This window comes from Streptomyces shenzhenensis, assembly GCF_003688995.1.
Classification (GTDB): Bacteria; Actinomycetota; Actinomycetes; order Streptomycetales; family Streptomycetaceae; genus Streptomyces; species Streptomyces shenzhenensis_A.
Genome location: NZ_PENI01000010.1, coordinates 133,378 through 149,060, shown reverse-complemented (window position 1 = coordinate 149,060; position 15,683 = coordinate 133,378). Strand labels below are relative to the sequence as shown.

13 protein-coding genes and 1 tRNA gene are annotated in these 15,683 nt (G+C 70.3%); 6 read left to right on the top strand and 8 right to left on the bottom strand.

Annotation, left to right across the window (positions count from 1 at the left end; all coding sequences use genetic code 11):
- Nucleotides 1–723: 723 nt before the first annotated feature.
- Nucleotides 724–1,017 carry a hypothetical protein gene (locus CTZ28_RS18080; protein ID WP_121890459.1) on the bottom strand — a complete coding sequence of 98 codons (294 nt, stop codon included), beginning with the start codon at nt 1,015–1,017 and terminating at the stop codon, nt 724–726.
- A 199-nt stretch (nt 1,018–1,216) separates the two neighbouring features.
- Between CTZ28_RS18080 and CTZ28_RS18075 the strand changes: the two genes are divergently transcribed.
- Together CTZ28_RS18075 and CTZ28_RS18070 are read left to right on the top strand one after the other, a co-directional pair.
- Complete coding sequence (locus CTZ28_RS18075; RefSeq protein WP_183154449.1) at nt 1,217–2,332, top strand: helix-turn-helix transcriptional regulator; 1,116 nt, start codon at nt 1,217–1,219, stop codon at nt 2,330–2,332.
- A 13-nt stretch (nt 2,333–2,345) separates the two neighbouring features.
- Nucleotides 2,346–2,930, top strand: a complete 585-nt coding sequence (locus CTZ28_RS18070; protein WP_121890458.1) for an HD domain-containing protein — start codon at nt 2,346–2,348, stop codon at nt 2,928–2,930.
- Between the two features lie 512 nt (nt 2,931–3,442).
- Here the strand turns inward: CTZ28_RS18070 and CTZ28_RS18065 are convergent.
- Nucleotides 3,443–3,525 (bottom strand) — tRNA-Leu (locus tag CTZ28_RS18065).
- A 426-nt stretch (nt 3,526–3,951) separates the two neighbouring features.
- Between CTZ28_RS18065 and CTZ28_RS18055 the strand changes: the two genes are divergently transcribed.
- On the top strand, nt 3,952–4,725 hold the full coding sequence (locus tag CTZ28_RS18055; protein ID WP_121890457.1) for an ABC transporter ATP-binding protein: 774 nt from the start codon (nt 3,952–3,954) through the stop codon (nt 4,723–4,725).
- A 33-nt stretch (nt 4,726–4,758) separates the two neighbouring features.
- The gene (locus CTZ28_RS18050) at nt 4,759–7,284 is read left to right on the top strand and encodes an ABC transporter permease (protein WP_121890456.1); all 2,526 of its coding nucleotides are present in this window, start codon (nt 4,759–4,761) and stop codon (nt 7,282–7,284) included.
- Nucleotides 7,285–7,608: 324 nt separating this feature from the next.
- Here the strand turns inward: CTZ28_RS18050 and CTZ28_RS18045 are convergent, their stop codons facing one another.
- The gene (locus CTZ28_RS18045) at nt 7,609–8,904 is read right to left on the bottom strand and encodes an SAM-dependent methyltransferase (protein WP_121890455.1); all 1,296 of its coding nucleotides are present in this window, start codon (nt 8,902–8,904) and stop codon (nt 7,609–7,611) included.
- 328 nt (nt 8,905–9,232) lie between these two features.
- A complete protein-coding gene (locus CTZ28_RS18040) occupies nt 9,233–10,624 on the bottom strand; it encodes an NAD(P)/FAD-dependent oxidoreductase (protein WP_121890454.1) in 1,392 nt (463 codons plus the stop codon).
- 459 nt (nt 10,625–11,083) lie between these two features.
- Here CTZ28_RS18040 and CTZ28_RS18035 point away from each other — a divergent pair, with 459 nt between their 5' ends.
- Complete coding sequence (locus CTZ28_RS18035) at nt 11,084–11,356, top strand: type II toxin-antitoxin system Phd/YefM family antitoxin (RefSeq protein ID WP_121890453.1); 273 nt, start codon at nt 11,084–11,086, stop codon at nt 11,354–11,356.
- Nucleotides 11,353–11,622 carry a type II toxin-antitoxin system RelE family toxin gene (locus CTZ28_RS18030; RefSeq protein ID WP_121890452.1) on the top strand — a complete coding sequence of 90 codons (270 nt, stop codon included), beginning with the start codon at nt 11,353–11,355 and terminating at the stop codon, nt 11,620–11,622. Before CTZ28_RS18035 ends, CTZ28_RS18030 begins: the two co-directional genes overlap by 4 nt.
- A 4-nt stretch (nt 11,623–11,626) precedes the next feature.
- Here CTZ28_RS18030 and CTZ28_RS18025 read toward each other — a convergent pair whose 3' ends face one another.
- The 4 genes from CTZ28_RS18025 to eno form a co-directional block, all read right to left on the bottom strand.
- The gene (locus CTZ28_RS18025) at nt 11,627–12,568 is read right to left on the bottom strand and encodes a Ppx/GppA phosphatase family protein (protein WP_121890451.1); all 942 of its coding nucleotides are present in this window, start codon (nt 12,566–12,568) and stop codon (nt 11,627–11,629) included.
- Complete coding sequence (locus tag CTZ28_RS18020) at nt 12,565–13,119, bottom strand: DUF501 domain-containing protein (protein WP_121890450.1); 555 nt, start codon at nt 13,117–13,119, stop codon at nt 12,565–12,567. The genes CTZ28_RS18025 and CTZ28_RS18020 overlap by 4 nt, the downstream gene beginning before the upstream one ends.
- An 8-nt stretch (nt 13,120–13,127) precedes the next feature.
- Complete coding sequence (locus tag CTZ28_RS18015; RefSeq protein ID WP_121890449.1) at nt 13,128–13,625, bottom strand: FtsB family cell division protein; 498 nt, start codon at nt 13,623–13,625, stop codon at nt 13,128–13,130.
- A 104-nt stretch (nt 13,626–13,729) separates the two neighbouring features.
- Complete coding sequence (gene eno, locus CTZ28_RS18010) at nt 13,730–15,016, bottom strand: phosphopyruvate hydratase (protein WP_121890448.1); 1,287 nt, start codon at nt 15,014–15,016, stop codon at nt 13,730–13,732.
- Nucleotides 15,017–15,683: the final 667 nt, after the last annotated feature.

Genomic DNA, 15,683 nt, shown 5'->3' with positions numbered 1-15,683 from the left:
TCCGAGCCGTACTTCACGTGCTCCATGGCGCACCGTGGGATGGGCTGGAGCGTCCGCGGATGATGGAGGGGACCGACGACGCCCCACGCGGGTACGCGCCTCGCCCACGCCGCCACGAACCGCCCACCGCGCAGGGCACGGCACAGCTGGATCGAGATCCCGGCGCACGGTACGCACACCGGCGGACTCGTCGTGAGCTCCCCCTCCCGGATCGGACCGCCGGATTCCTTCAGGAGAAAGAGGTGAGGACCGTGCGGATCCGGCGGCACACGAGCGCAGACCTGGCACATCATGTTCAGCATCGCCCGACGCTGCCGATACGGGTGAACATTCCGGAACTCCGGGCTGCCCCGGCGCCGCTTCGGCCGGAGGACGTACCGAACCCAGAGCACACCGAAACTGTCCCGGTCGTACGGCGTCTCATCCACGTACGCGATCCCCGGGAGAATGGGACGGCGGACGACCGGGCGCGCCGGGAGCTTCTCCTCACTCCAACCGGCGATATACGGGACGAGGCCTGGCGGAGCCGGAGGCAACACGATCGAGAACCTTCCCTTGTCGAGACGAAAGTGGCGGCCCGGCACACCGCAGGGCATCACGGGGCCGGGTGTGCCGGGCCGGGCCCGCCGGCCCCCACGGGGAGAGCCGGGAGCAGGAAACCGGCGGGCACCTGGGGACCCCGGCCGCTCCCTGGGACGCGAGCGACCGGAGCCGGTCATGGGGTCAGCGGCCGAATCCGGCCACGAGGGAGGCTATGAGAACGGCCAGGACCAGCACGTAGAAGAACTGACCTCCTGGGCCGTCCGGCCTCATGCGCATCGCCCCCGCTCTTCCCGGGCCGCCTCGCCTGAAGCGAGGTAGGGCTCCAGCGGAGGAAGGAGAACCAGCGTCCCCGGAGGCACGAGGCGCGGCTATCAGACCGCGCGCGGCGAGGGGGTCCTCGGCCGCTGCCAGGAGCCAGTGCTCGACGGCGAGCCGACGCTCTTCGTCGGTCAGGATCTCGAGGGTCACGGTCATCGCTCGGCCTCCGTGTGGAGTGACGGCGCTGTCTGAGCTGACACCGTGGTGTGGTGAGTGTGTAGAGCGGAGCCCATGTGTCGCGGCCTCCCAATAGGCTTGATTCAGGGACACCAACGACCGTAGAGAGATAGCTCGTGACCCTGAAGTGACTGCGAGTACGGGTGGTTTCTTGCAAACCGCCGGGATTGGAACTCCCATGCGGCCAAGTGCTCGGCAAACCCTGACCGCCAGTACGGCAAGGGGCCAGCGGCCACGAACTGGCCTCCTCAGTGGCTACGTCTTGCGGGTGATCCGCGAGCAGCACGGATACACGCAGGACGAGGCAGCCGAACATCTCAAGGTCTCCCCAGACACGATCGCCGGGTGGGAGACCGGACGGCGAGCCTTGACGGCCGTACCCGTCGCGCAGATGCTCGGCTTACGCCACACGCTGATGCAGATGGGCACTTCCCCCGCCCTGCTCCAGGCACTGGAACGCGCCCTGGAGGCGGACGTCCTCCTCGCGTCCGCCCTTGACGGTGAGGTGCCCGTCGAGAACGCCGCGCTCGGCACGATGGTGATGCAGCGCGAACTCGCCGAGGTTCTGGCGTGGCCGCTCAACGGCGTACCGCCGCGCACGGTGCGTGATCTTCCTGCACGGCCTCGGCCGCGCCGCGGACCGGCACCGTCCGGACCGAAGTTGACCGCCGCCGAGCACCAGACCTTCTTTGATCAGATGCGCCGCACGGCCGAACAGGCCCGTGGTCCGGGACAGTTCCTGCTGCGACGACAGTCCCTCTACCTGTCCGGCTACGACCAGGCAACCGACACGGCCGACTGGCTCGCCCACCAACAGCGAACCGAACGGCCGGGCGACTGGCTCACCGCGTGGCTCAACAACCGAAGCGTCGCCGCCGTCGCAGCCCGCCAAGGCGACCGCGACCGCATGACCTACTTCATCGACAATGCGCTCCAAGATGACGACGCCGGAGAGTCCGCAAACCTCGCGTACTGGGCGTACTGGGTCGGCGAGACGAACGTGCCGCAGCTATCGGATGACTTCATCGCGGACGGCTCCCTCGGACCGTGGCCCGGAGACCGACTCCTCGCTCACCTCGTCGAAGGCATCGCGCCCGAGCATGGCTACGTGGACCTCAACATCCACAGTGTGTGGTCACTGCTCCAGGTCCGCCCCAATCTGCTGCGATCCGGAGCAGCAGCCCGCGCCCTACGCGAACGTCTCCCGATCATGTTGGATAGCGGTGAACTCTCGCCGTGTGGCAGGCGGGAGTTGGAGAGCATCCGGTACGCGATCCGCCTCGCCGAGGCGTGAGAGGAGTCCTACGGTGTCCGACGAACTGACCGCGGTGGCGCACTTCCTGTACGAGGCGGGGACGCTCAAGAACACCAAGCGCAGCGGCTGGTGGATGGCCGGGGTCAAGGACCCGGAGTCGGTCGCGGATCACTCCTGGCGCACAGCCCTGATCGCGACCATCATCGCGAAGCTCGAAGGAGCCGACCCGGCCCGCGCCGCGTTCCTCGCCGTCTGGCACGACAGCCAGGAAACCCGCACCGGCGACGTCAACCACCTCGGCAAGAAGTACACCGCAGGCGAAGCCGACCCCGAAGCGATCACCGCCGACCAAGTCACCGGCATGCCCGCAGCCCTCGCCGACACGGTGAAGGAGTTGGTTGCCGAGTACGAGGCCAAGGAGTCCGCAGAGGCGCAGTGCGCGCGGGACGCGGACAAACTGGAGTGCATGATCCAGGGCATCGAGTACCGCGACCAGGGCTACGCCAACGCTCAGAGGTGGATCGACAACAGCCGCGGCCGGATCGTCACCAAGAGCGGCCAGGCACTCGCTGACACCGTATTGAAGACGGGCACCCTGGACTGGCTCCGCGCTGCCCTCGGCGAGAACAAGAGCTGACCTCAGGCATTGCAGATCAGTCGGACGCGGGGGTGGACGGAGCATCCGTACGGCCGGACCATGACCACTGCCCGAGTCACTGCCGACACCGCGTGTACCAGAGGCGTGCGGAGGTCAAGGCCGGCTGCGGAACAGGCGTCCCGGGCCGCTGGACGGCATCTGTGACGGGATTCGAACGCGGGTTACCCGGTTGGGAGGTGGCGTATCCGCGGCCCGCGTGCCCGGGTGGCAAGAGGGTTAGCGAGAGTGAGTGGGTTGAGCGCATACGGGTTTTCCGTGCCGTCGGTTCCCGTGCCGTGGCAGCGGATCCGGTTGCGGTCTCGACGGCCTTCGCTCAGCCCATTTGACCCCGGCGTCGGCATTCTTACGCTTTGCCGTCTATGCCATGCCAGGACGATGCCGAGCCGCGCTCCCACGGTGCGCCCGAGGTGTTCCCGTGATGTTCCCGCGGCGGAAAACGGAAGCGGCGTCTGACAGGTGTGCGCGCTGGTCAGACGCCGTCGAGCGGGATGTGCCCGGAACCGGACTTGAACCGGTACGCCCGCGAGGGGCAGCGAGGTTTAAGCTCGCCGTGTCTGCATTCCACCATCCGGGCAGGCCGTGGGCTCCGCATTCGAGGTCCCGAGCCTATCGGGATAGCTCACCCGAACAGCGGACGAGCGGACCGATGTTGTCTTATTTTATTGACGTCTGAGGGAGCATCAGCCCGGGGTAGGGGCCATCCGCACTTGCCAATAGCGTGACGACCGGTGGGTACGCGCGTACGTGAAATGACGGAATTTCACCGTCCGGACGAGGGCGCCCGACCCGTTCGTGGCAAGTCGCCGCGCCGTACCCGTCGACGGCGGCCCTCCTGCTTCCGGCCCGCTCCGCCGTCATCCCCAGGTATGACACGGCCGCCTTCCCTCCGCCCGAAGTCGCCCCCCGGAACCGGAACAGCGGCTGACTCCCGGGGCGCGGACGGCCGGGACGATGGAGACAGTCCCCACGAACGTCGTCGTCCCGACAGGAGCACCCTCCCGTGACCACCACACCCATCTCCGCCGACCGGACCACCGCCGTGGCCGCGCGCGCCACGGAGTTGTCGAAGATCTACGGGCAGGGCGAGACCCAGGTGGTCGCCCTGGACCGGGTCTCCGTCGGCTTCCGGCAGGCCGAGCTCACGGCGATCATGGGGCCGTCGGGCTCCGGCAAGTCCACGCTGATGCACTGCGTCGCGGGACTCGACACCTTCTCCTCCGGCTCCGTGCGGATCGGCGACACCGAACTGGGCTCCCTGAAGGACAAGCAGCTCACCAAGTTGCGCCGGGACAAGATCGGGTTCATCTTCCAGGCGTTCAACCTGCTGCCGACCCTGACAGCGCTGGAGAACATCACGCTCCCGATGGACATCGCGGGCCGCAAGCCGGACAAGCAGTGGCTGGACACGGTGATCCAGATGGTGGGCCTGTCGGGGCGGCTCGGCCACCGGCCCTCCCAGCTCTCCGGCGGCCAGCAGCAGCGCGTCGCCGTCGCCCGCGCCCTGGCCGCCAGGCCGGAGATCATCTTCGGCGACGAGCCGACCGGGAACCTCGACTCCCGTTCCGGCGCCGAGGTGTTGGGCTTCCTGCGCAACTCGGTGCGCGAACTGGGGCAGACGGTGGTGATGGTCACCCACGACCCGGTGGCCGCGGCCTACGCGGACCGGGTGGTGTTCCTCGCGGACGGACGCATCGTCGACGAGTTGTACGGGCCGACCGCGGACTCGGTGCTGGACCGGATGAAGCGGTTCGACACCAAGGGCCGCACCAGCTGACCCCCGCCCCCACCACGGACTGAAGAGAACACGATGCTCCGCACCGCCTTGCGCAACGTACTCGCGCACAAGGCCCGGCTCCTGATGACCGTGCTCGCCGTGATGCTCGGCGTGGCCTTCGTGTCGGGGACCCTGGTCTTCACCAACACCATCACCGACGCCTACCAGAACAGCTCCGCCAAGGGCTTCGACGGCGTCGACGTCGCCGTCTCGGCCAAGTACCGGGAATCCACGGGCGACGAGCCCGGCGACTACCCCGACCTGGACCAGGCACTGCTGGACCGGAGCGCCCGGGTACCGGGTGCCGCCTCGGCCGTCGGTGTCGTCAGCGGCTTCACCGCCATGGCCGACAAGAACGGCAAGCTGATCGGCGACGGCTGGCAGACCAAGGGCGGCAACTACTGGGGCACCGACGACAGCCGCTACCCGCTGACCAGCGGCCGCGCCCCGCGCGGCGAGAACGAGGTCCTCGTCGACGCCAGGACCGCCGAGCGCGCCGGCTACAAGGTCGGTGACACCGTCCGCCTGTCGATCGACGGACCGGTCCTGAGCCCGCGGATCGTCGGCGTGTTCACCACCGACGACGGCAACGTCGCCGCGGGCGGCAGCCTCGCCCTGTTCGACACGGCGAGCGCGCAGAAGCTGTTCGGCAAGGCCGGCGGCTACGACGAGATCGACGTGCGCGCGAAGCCGGGCACCAGCCAGGCCGCACTCAAGTCCCAGCTGGACAAGGCCCTGCCGAAGGACCGCACGGAGACCACCACCGGGCAGTCCCTCGCCGACGAGCAGGCCCAGCAGATCGCCGACAGCATGAACGGCATGCGCCAGGGCCTGCTGGTCTTCGCCGGGATCGCGCTGTTCGTGGGCACCTTCATCATCGCCAACACGTTCACCATGCTGGTCGCCCAGCGCACCAAGGAACTGGCCCTGCTGCGGGCGGTCGGCGCCTCCCGCCGCCAGGTCACCCGGTCGGTGCTGATCGAGGCGTTCGTGGTCGGCACGGTCGCCGGGGTCACCGGTCTTGCCGTCGGTATCGGCATCGGGGCCGGACTGCGCGCCCTGCTCGGCTCGTTCGGGGAGTCCATCCCCGACGGTCCGCTGGTCGTCACGCCGGGCACGGTCGTGGCCGCCCTCGCGGTCGGCGTCGTCATCACCATGCTGGCGGCGTGGCTGCCGGGCCGCCGGGCCGCGAAGATCCCCCCGGTCGCCGCGATGAGCAGCCTGCACGCGCAGGCCACCACCAAGTCGCTGGTGCTGCGCAACACCCTCGGCGCCCTGTTCGCGGCGGCCGGCGTCGCCGTCGTCCTGTACGCGACCACGCTGAAGGGCACCGACGGTCAGGCACCGATGGGCCTGGGCGCCGTCCTGCTGATCATCGGCGTGTTCATCCTGACCCCGCTGCTGTCCCGCCCGCTGATCGCGGCGGCCGCCCCGGTGCTGCGCGTCTTCGGGGTGTCGGGCAAGCTCGCCCGGCAGAACTCGGTGCGCAACCCGCGCCGTACGGCGGCCACCGCGTCCGCGCTGATGATCGGCCTGACCCTGATCACCGGCATGACGGTGATGGCGGGCAGCCTCCAGACCGCGATCGAGAAGATGGCCACCTCGGCGCTGCGCGCGGACTACGTGGTGCGGATGGCCAACGGCAACAACCTCTCCCCGGACGTCGACCGCAAGCTCGCCGCCCTGGACGACGTCTCCGCTTCCAGCCCGATGCGCGACGCGGTGGCCCGGATCGACGGCGAGGAGGAGTACCTGACCGGCGTCAACGGCCCGGCGATCGGCAAGCTGACCGATCTGAAGGTCGACGAGGGCGCGTTCACGGTGACCGGCTCGAAGATCGTGGTCGACGACACCACCGCCAAGTCCCGCGGCTGGAAGGCCGGCACGCAGTTCACCGCGCACTTCGAGGGCGGCCGGAACAAGCGGCTGACGGTGGCCGGTGTCTATGAGGGCAACGAGCTGATCCGGGGCGTCCTGGTCGACACCGCGGCCCTGCCGAAGCTGTCCGACACCCGTGACATGCAGGTCATGGTCAAGATGGCCGGCGGCGCCTCGGCCACGGCGAAGGACACGCTGGAGAAGGCCCTCGACTCCAACCCGGGGATCCTGGTCCAGAGCAAGAAGGACCTGTCGGACTCCATCGCGCAGCTGTTCACGCTGCTGCTGAACATGCTCTACGGCCTGCTCGGCATGGCGGTGCTCGTCGCCGTCCTCGGTGTCATCAACACCCTGGCCATGTCGGTCTTCGAGCGCTCCCAGGAGATCGGCATGCTGCGCGCGATCGGCCTGGACCGCCGGGCCGTCAAGCGGATGGTCCGCCTGGAGTCGCTGGTCATCTCCCTGTTCGGCGGGGTGCTGGGCATCGGTCTCGGCGTGTTCTTCGGCTGGGCGGTCGGCCGGCTCGCCGGTTCGAGCATGCCGACCTACGAACTGGTCCTGCCGTGGGACCGGATCGCGATCTTCCTGCTGCTGTCGGCGGTGGTCGGCGCCCTGGCCGCGCTGTGGCCGGCCCGGCGGGCGTCCCGGCTGAACATGCTGGCCGCGATCAAGTCCGAGTAGCCGCCGCGCCGGATGCCCGGTACCCGTTCCGCCATGGACCCCGTCGGCACATCCGGGGCCTGCGTGACGACGGCCTGTACGACCCCGTCGGGGTGGTGCGGGCCGTCGTCGCGTTCGGGGGGTGGGTTGATGCCGTCGCGCGCGGCGGAGTGGGCGGAGGTCCCGGGCCGGTCTCCGCGGACGCCGGCTTCCAGGACTTCCAGGGCTCGTTCCCGGTTCGGGGGCCTTCGCGCCGCTCCGCCCCGCCGGCTGAGAGCCGGCGGGGCGGAAACAGCGGAATGACCCGACACCGTCCGCCGTGGAACGGGGCCCGCGCGCGTGCCGTCAGTTCCAGGTGCGGGCGCGCAGCGGCAGCCCGGACGTCCCCGACTCGGGGGTGCGTACGGCGAGCACCTGGTTGACGCCGATGCGATTGTGCTCGAAGGCCAGCGCGGACGCCGCCATGTACAGGCGCCAGACGCGGGCGCGGCCGGGCCCTGCGAGGCGTGCCGCGCGGTTCCAGTCGGCCTCCAGGCGGGCCACCCAGCGGCGCAGGGTGAGCGCGTAGTGCTCGCGGATCGACTCCACGTCCCGGACCTCGAAACCGGCCCGCTCCAGCAGCGACACGGTGCTGCCGACCGGGGCCAGCTCCCCGTCGGGGAAGACGTAGGAGTCGATGAACCTGTCGACGTGGTACGCGGATTCGTCCCGCAGCGGGCGGCGGGCGATCTGGTGGTTCAGCAGCCGTCCGCCGGGCTTCAGCAGGCGGTACAGATCGGCCGCGTACTCCAGGTAGCGCTCGGCGCCGACGTGTTCGGCCATGCCGATGGAGGAGACCGCGTCGTAGGGGCCGTCGGTGACGTCCCGGTAGTCCTGCACCCGGATCTCCACCCGGTCCGTGAGCCCCTCCTCGGCGACCCGTTTGCGGGCGTGGGCGGCCTGCTCCTGGGAGAGGGTGACGCCGACGACATGGGCGCCGTGCTCGCGGGCGGCGTGGATCGCCAGCGAGCCCCAGCCGCAGCCGACGTCGAGGAGCCGCTGTCCGGGGGTCAGACCGAGCTTGCGGCAGACCAGTTCGAGCTTGTCCCGCTGGGCGGACTCCAGGGTGGAGGCCTCCTCCCAGTAGGCGCACGAGTACACCATGGACGGGCCGAGGACGATCTCGTAGAAGTCGTTGCCGACGTCGTAGTGGTGGCTGATGGCCCGCTTGTCGCTGTTCTTGGTGTGCAGGTGCAGGTGGCGGTGCCTGCGGATCTCCTCGCGGGGCGGGGCGGGCGGGATCGGCGGCCCGGCCAGCTTCAGCAGCTCACGGGCGGCGGCGCGCACCGCGGGGTCGCGCAGCGCCTGGGTGAGGCTGCGGGTGTCGCCCTCCCCGCGCTCCCACACCAGCGGGGACAGCAGCGCGAGTGCCGAGTAGAGGTCGCCGTCGACGCCCAGGTCGCCCGCGACCCAGGCCCGGGCCAGGCCCAGTTCGCCGGGCTTGAACAGCAGCCGGCGCAGGGCCCGCCGGCTGCGGAAGACCAGGACCGGCGCGCCCGGCGGACCCGCCTGCGAACCGTCCCAGGCGCGGACGCCCAACGGGAGCGGGGCTCCCAACAACTGCTCGGCAAGACTCGTCAGCCGCGACGCGGCGTCGGCCATGATGCACACCTCCGGGAGAGGAATCGTGTGAAGGAATCGGCCACGGATTCGGTCACCTGAGGCAACGATCGCGCCGGTCGACGTCATTCCCCGGCGCCCGCCACCGCCGTCACCTTGCCCGTACCGTCACACGACCGCCATACCGACGCCGCCGTTCGTCCACAGGACACCCGATAGGCGGAGCGCACCGGTCCGGGACCGACTGCTCCACTCCCGGTACCGGCCCCGGTTGCGCGGCCGGTCCGGCTCCGAGGTCGACGCATGCCGAAGGGGCCGCCCGCACCACGGATGGCGGGCGGCCCCTTCGGGCGGCTGAACGGTGCCTCGGTCAGGAGGCCTTGGCCTTCGCGTCGGCCTTGTCGGCCGAGGCCGCGGCGGCGACCGGCGCCGGCTTGGCGGCCTCGAAGAACTCCTCGCGGGGGTTCTCCATGGCGCCGAGGGAGACGACCTCGCGCTTGAGGAACATGGCGAGGGTCCAGTCGGCGAAGACGCGGATCTTGCGGTTCCAGGTCGGCATGGCCAGACCGTGGTAGCCACGGTGCATGTACCAGGCGAGCCGGCCCTTGACCTTGATCTTCATCTTGCCGACGACGATCATCGCGACGCCCTTGTGGAGGCCGAGGCCGGCCACCGCGCCCTTGTTGGCGTGCGCGTACTCCTTCTGCGGGAAGCCCCGCATACCGGAGATGACGTTGTCGCCGAGCACCTTGGCCTGGCGCAGCGCGTGCTGGGCGTTGGGCGGGCACCAGGCGTTCGGGTTGCCGGCCTTGCGGCCGACCAGGTCGGGCACCTGGGCGTTGTCGCCGGCGGCCCAGATGTAGTCCGAGCCCTGCACCTGGAGCGTGGGCGCGGTGTCCACGTGGCCGCGCGGGCCGAGCGGCAGGCCGAAGCGGGCCAGGGCCGGGTTCGGCTTGACGCCCGCGGTCCACACGATGGTGTTGGAGTCGACCTCGAGCCCGTTCTTGAGCACCACGTGCCCGTCGACACACGAATCCATGGAGGTGGAGAGGTAGATCTCCACGCCGCGGCTCTCCAGGTGCTCCTTGCCGTACTGGCCGAGCTTGGGGCCGACCTCGGGGAGGATCTTGTCGGCGGCGTCGACGAGGACGAAGCGCATGTCCTCGCGGGAGACGTTGTTGTAGTACTTGGCCGCGTCCCGGGCCATGTCCTCGACCTCGCCGATGGTCTCGGCGCCCGCGAAGCCACCGCCGATGAAGACGAACGTGAGCGCCTTGCGGCGGATGTCCTCGTCGGTCGTGGAGTCGGCCTTGTCGAGCTGTTCGAGGACGTGGTTGCGCAGCCCGATGGACTCCTCGATGCCCTTCATGCCGATGCCCTGCTCGGCGAGGCCGGGGATCGGGAAGGTGCGGGAGACCGCGCCGAGCGCGATCACCAGGTAGTCGAAGGGCAGCTCGTACGCCTCGCCGACCAGCGGGGCGACGGTGGCGACCTTGCGGTCCTGGTCGATGGTGGTGACCCGGCCGGTGAGGACCTCCGCCTTCGGCAGCACGCGTCGCAGCGGGACGACGACATGGCGAGGGGAGATGCTGCCGGCGGCGGCTTCGGGAAGGAAGGGCTGGTAGGTCATGTACGACCGGGGGTCGACGACCGTGACGGTCGCCTCGCCGTAGCGCATCTTCTTGAGGATGCGCCGAGCCGCGTACAGGCCTACGTACCCACCGCCTACTACGAGGATCCTGGGACGCTCCGTGGTGCTCATGGCATCGAGTATCCACCCGCCCCCAGGGGGTGGCTCGTGCGCCCCTTCACAAGCTCCGACGGCGCCTGTGCTAGACTCCGCGGCCCGCCTGACCCAGGCCATGACCGCACAAGGGAACCCCTGTCCGATACCGGCCGTTGTCAATGCCGCGTGAGCTGCCCGTCCGGGCCCGCGGAGGGCGTGCGCGACCCCCTTTCGACACCGCCGTACGGACCCCTTCGGGTCCCTCTCCCGTGCATGCTCGCAGGGCCGTTGAACCCCGGATAGGGCCGATCGGGCCCCTTCGACCCGCCACCGGGGACCAATTCCTTGTGAAGAACTTCACGAACTTTCCCACCGGCGTGTCGCCGACCGACACGCCACCCACTCCCCGACCCGCTCATCCGACGTCCGCCCTGCTCAGCGGAGTACTCCCAACGAACCGGGCCGCGTGTACACGCGGACGCGTACACTAATCTCATGACTGAGAACACCGTGACCGTACGGGAAGCCCGCGCGCACCTCGCCGACCACATCAACCGGGCCGAGGAAGGCGTTCCGACCGTCATCACACGCAACGGCGCTCCGGTGGCAGCCGTAGTCCCGATCGCGGACTTCGAAGCGCTGGAGGAAGCGGCCGACATCATGCTGGCGCGCGAAGCCGAAGCGGTCCTGGCCGAGGGCGGCCCCACAGTGACGATGGCGGAATTGCTGGCGGACCTGTTCACCGAGCAGGACGGCGAGGCGGCGTGAAGTACGCCTTCCGGTTCACCACGGCGGCGCAGCGGCAGCTCCGCGCCATCAGCCGGCTCGACGCCATGCGCATCCTGACCGCGCTGACCGCGCTCGGCGACGACCCGTACCGCGAGGACGCCGACATCAAGAAGCTCACCGGCCCGTCCGGGCTCTACCAGCTCCGGGTCGGAAGCTACCGGGTCGCCTGCCAGATCAACGACGGTGAACTCGTCATCCTCCTCGTCAAGATGGGCGACCGGCGGGACGTGTACCGCAACCTGTAGGCGGTCAGGCCAAAGACCAGGCGATGCCGTCGAGGATGTCGTGTTCGCTCACGAGGACCTCGGGGGCTTCGGTTCGGTCCATGATCGCCAGTAGGACGAGGGCGCCCGCGCCGATGACGTCGACGCGCCCCGGGTGCATGGACGGGATCGCGGCCCGCTCCGCGTGCGTGGACCGCAGCAGCCACCCGGTGATCTCGGCGACCCGGTCGCGGGAGATCCGGGAGTGGTGGATGCGGGCGGAGTCGTAGGCGGGCAGTTCCTGCGCGATCGCCGACACGGTGGTCACGGACCCCGCGAGCCCCACGAGCGTGCGGGCCTCGCGCAGCGGGACCGTCTCCTCGGCGAGATCCAGGGCCGCCTCGATGTCGGCCCGTATGGCGGCGACCTGTTCCTCGGTGGGCGGGTCGCTCACCACGCCCCCGCGCACCAGGTGCCGCTCGGTCATCCGCACACAGCCCACGTCGACGGAGCGCGCCGCGCGCACCCGCTCGGCGCCGACCACGAACTCGGTCGAGCCGCCCCCGATGTCCACCACCAGGTAGGGCCGGGCGAGGTCGTCGCGGCCCTTGAGCTCCCCGGTGGCCCCGGTGAAGGAGAACGCGGCCTCCTGGTCCCCGGTGATCACCTCGGGCTCCACGCCCAGGATGTCCAGCACACCGCGCACGAACTCGTCCCGGTTCTCCGCGTCCCGGGAGGCGGAGGTCGCCACGAACCGCAGCCGCTCCGCCCCGTGCTCCTTGATGACCGCCGCGTACTCCCGGCAGGCGGCGAAGGTCCGCTCCAGGGCCTCCGGGGCGAGCCGGCCGGTGCGGTCGACACCCTGGCCGAGCCGCACGATGGTCATCCGCCGGTCCAGGTCGACGAGTTCACCCGTCGCCGGGTCGGCGTCGGCGACGAGCAGCCGGATCGAGTTCGTACCGCAGTCGACGGCGGCCACGCGGGTCACTGGTCGTCCCCCTCCGGGGTGTGGTCGGTGTCGTCCGAGGGGACCGTCACGCACGGCCCCTTGCGCCACCACTCGGGCAGCAGCGCGATCGCCTCGTCACCCAGGGGGTTCACCCCGGGTCCCGCGGCCAGCGCGTGGGCCACCAGGACATGCAGACACTTCACCCGGTCCGGCATGCCGCCCGCGCTCGGGAAGCCGGTCAGCTCCTCGATCTCGTCCCGGCGCCGGAGATAGTCCTCGTGCGCGGCGCGGTAGGCCGCGGCCAGCTCCGGGTCGGTGGCCAGCCGGTCCGTCATCTCCTTCATGACGCCGTTCGCCTCCAGCGTGCCGATCGCCGAGGAGGCACGCGGGCACGTCAGGTAGTACAGCGTCGGGAAGGGAGTGCCGTCCGGCAGCCGCGGGGCCGTCTCCACGACGTCCGGCTGCCCGCACGGGCAGCGGTGGGCGATCGCGCGCAGCCCCCGCGGCGGCCGGCCGAGCTGCTGCTCGAAGGCCGCGATGTCCGCGTCGGTGGGCTCGGTGCGCGCAGTGGGCGGCGGAGGCGTTTCCATGACTGTGTTCAGGGTGTCTTTCTGTCGGTTGACTGGTCGGAGGCGTCGGACGTGTCGACCCCGTCCCAGACGTTCGCGTACCACGGGCGGTGGGCCGCCCCGAGGTCGGCGCGGGACTGCTTGGCCACGTTCGGATCGACCATGACGAAGCCGGTCTCGCCGGGCATCACATAGTGCAGCCGCTCCCGGATCCGCTGCTCCGCGTACGCGTCGTCCTGCCAGCGCGCCTTGAGGTCGCGCAGCTGCTCGACCCGCTCCCTGGCCTGCCGCTGCTCCCGTTCCTGGTCGGCGATCTCGGCCCGCTGGGAGACGTACTGCCGCATCGGATAGGCGAGCGCCACCACCATCGTGCACAGGACGAGCGCGAGCAGCGCGGCCCGGCCGGTGAGCCGGGAGCGGCGGGCCTGGCGGCGGGTCTGGGAGCGGTAGACCCGGGCCGCCGTCTGCTCCCCGAGCAGCCGCAGCCTGGTCGCGGTGGAGAACCGGTCCCGGTCCTTCGCGGCCATCTCCCGCCTCCCCTTGCCTGCGTCAACGCGCGTACGTCCCCGGACACGGTACGGGACCGGTACGGGGACGTACGTACGACTGGCTGAGCCGTGGCCTTACCGGATCAGCCCTTGAAGCGCGGGAACGCGCTGCGGCCCGCGTACACCGCGGCGTCGTCGAGGATCTCCTCGATGCGCAGCAGCTGGTTGTACTTGGCGACGCGCTCGGAGCGGGCCGGGGCGCCGGTCTTGATCTGGCCGCAGTTGGTGGCGACGGCCAGGTCGGCGATGGTGACGTCCTCGGTCTCGCCCGAGCGGTGGGACATCATGCACTTGAAGCCGCTGCGCTGGGCCAGCTCGACGGCGTCCAGCGTCTCGGTCAGCGAGCCGATCTGGTTGACCTTGACGAGCAGGGCGTTGGCGGTGCCCTCCTCGATGCCGCGGGCCAGGCGCTCCGGGTTGGTGACGAACAGGTCGTCGCCGACCAGCTGGACCTTGTCGCCGATCCGGTCGGTGATGACCTTCCAGCCCGCCCAGTCGTCCTCGAACAGCGGGTCCTCGATGGAGACGAGCGGGTAGGCCGCGACGAGCTCCTCGTAGTACTCCGTCATCTCGGCGGCGGAGCGCTCCTTGCCCTCGAAGAGGTACTTGCCCTCCTTGTAGAACTCGGAGGCGGCGACGTCGAGCGCGAGGGCGATCTGCTCGCCGGGGATGTAGCCGGCCTCCTTGATCGCCTCGAGGATGAGGTCGAGGGCGGCACGGTTGGACTCCAGGTTCGGCGCGAAGCCGCCCTCGTCGCCGAGACCGGTGGACAGGCCCTTGGACTTCAGGACCTTCTTCAGGGTGTGGTAGACCTCGGCACCCCAGCGCAGCGCCTCGGAGAAGGACTCCGCGCCGATCGGGGCGATCATGAACTCCTGGATGTCCACGTTGGAGTCGGCGTGCGAGCCGCCGTTCAGGATGTTCATCATCGGCACCGGCAGCAGGTGCGCGTTCGGGCCGCCCAGGTAGCGGAAGAGGGGGAGGTCGCTGGCCTCGGAGGCGGCGTGGGCGACGGCGAGGGAGACGCCCAGGATGGCGTTGGCGCCGAGCGAGCCCTTGTTGTCGGTAGCGTCCAGGTCGAACATGGCCTGGTCGATCAGGCGCTGCTCGGTGGCGTCGTAGCCGACCAGCTCCGGGCCGATCTGCTCGATGACGGCGAGGACGGCCTTCTCGACGCCCTTGCCCTGGTAGCGGTTGGGGTCACCGTCGCGCAGCTCGACGGCCTCGAAGGCGCCGGTGGAGGCGCCGGACGGGACGGCGGCACGACCCGTGCTGCCGTCGTCGAGGCCGACCTCGACCTCGACCGTGGGATTGCCTCGGGAGTCCAGGATTTCCCGGGCTACGACGACGTCGATGGACGGCACGAGCATCTCCTTCATGGAATGTGACGCTGGAAGTGCGGGGCTGTGCGCCTTGCGACTAGAGCCTAACCGGACGGGGGCCCCCGGCCGGTCGCCGACCGCCCCGTGGACAGGGTGACGACAGGCTGACGGTACACATTGTTTCCGGACGGAACAAAGGGTGGGACGAAAACCTCTGGGGGCTCTCGGGGGGACACGACGCGCCGGGGGACGGCGAGTGGCGGGGAGGCGGCGAGCGGGAGAAGAGTCCGGGGGCGGGGGACGCGGGGCGTCGGCGCCGCCTCGAAGGAACGGGCGAGGACACCCCTAGATCCGCGAGGGGTGCGGTGCACCTGGGGCCGGGCCCGGAGAAACAAAGGGTGGGGGCGGCTCGCGGCAACAGAGGGACCGGGCCGGGAAGCGGGGCCGTCCGGAGAGGCAGAGGGGGCCGCCGGGGAGAAGGGGGAGGCCCGGGAAGGCCGCGGGGCCGGGCCCGGAAGCAGGGGCTGCCCCAGAGGAGAAGAGGGACCGGGCCCGAAAGCGGGGGCAGGCCCGGAAAACAGAGGGTGCGGACCCGGAAGCGGAACGGTCCGGCGAGGCCGAGGGGCAGCCGGGGAGAAGGGGCAGGCCCGGGAAGACAGAGGGACCGGGCCGGGAAGCTGGGCTGGCCCAGAGAAGCAGAAGACCGGGCCCGGAA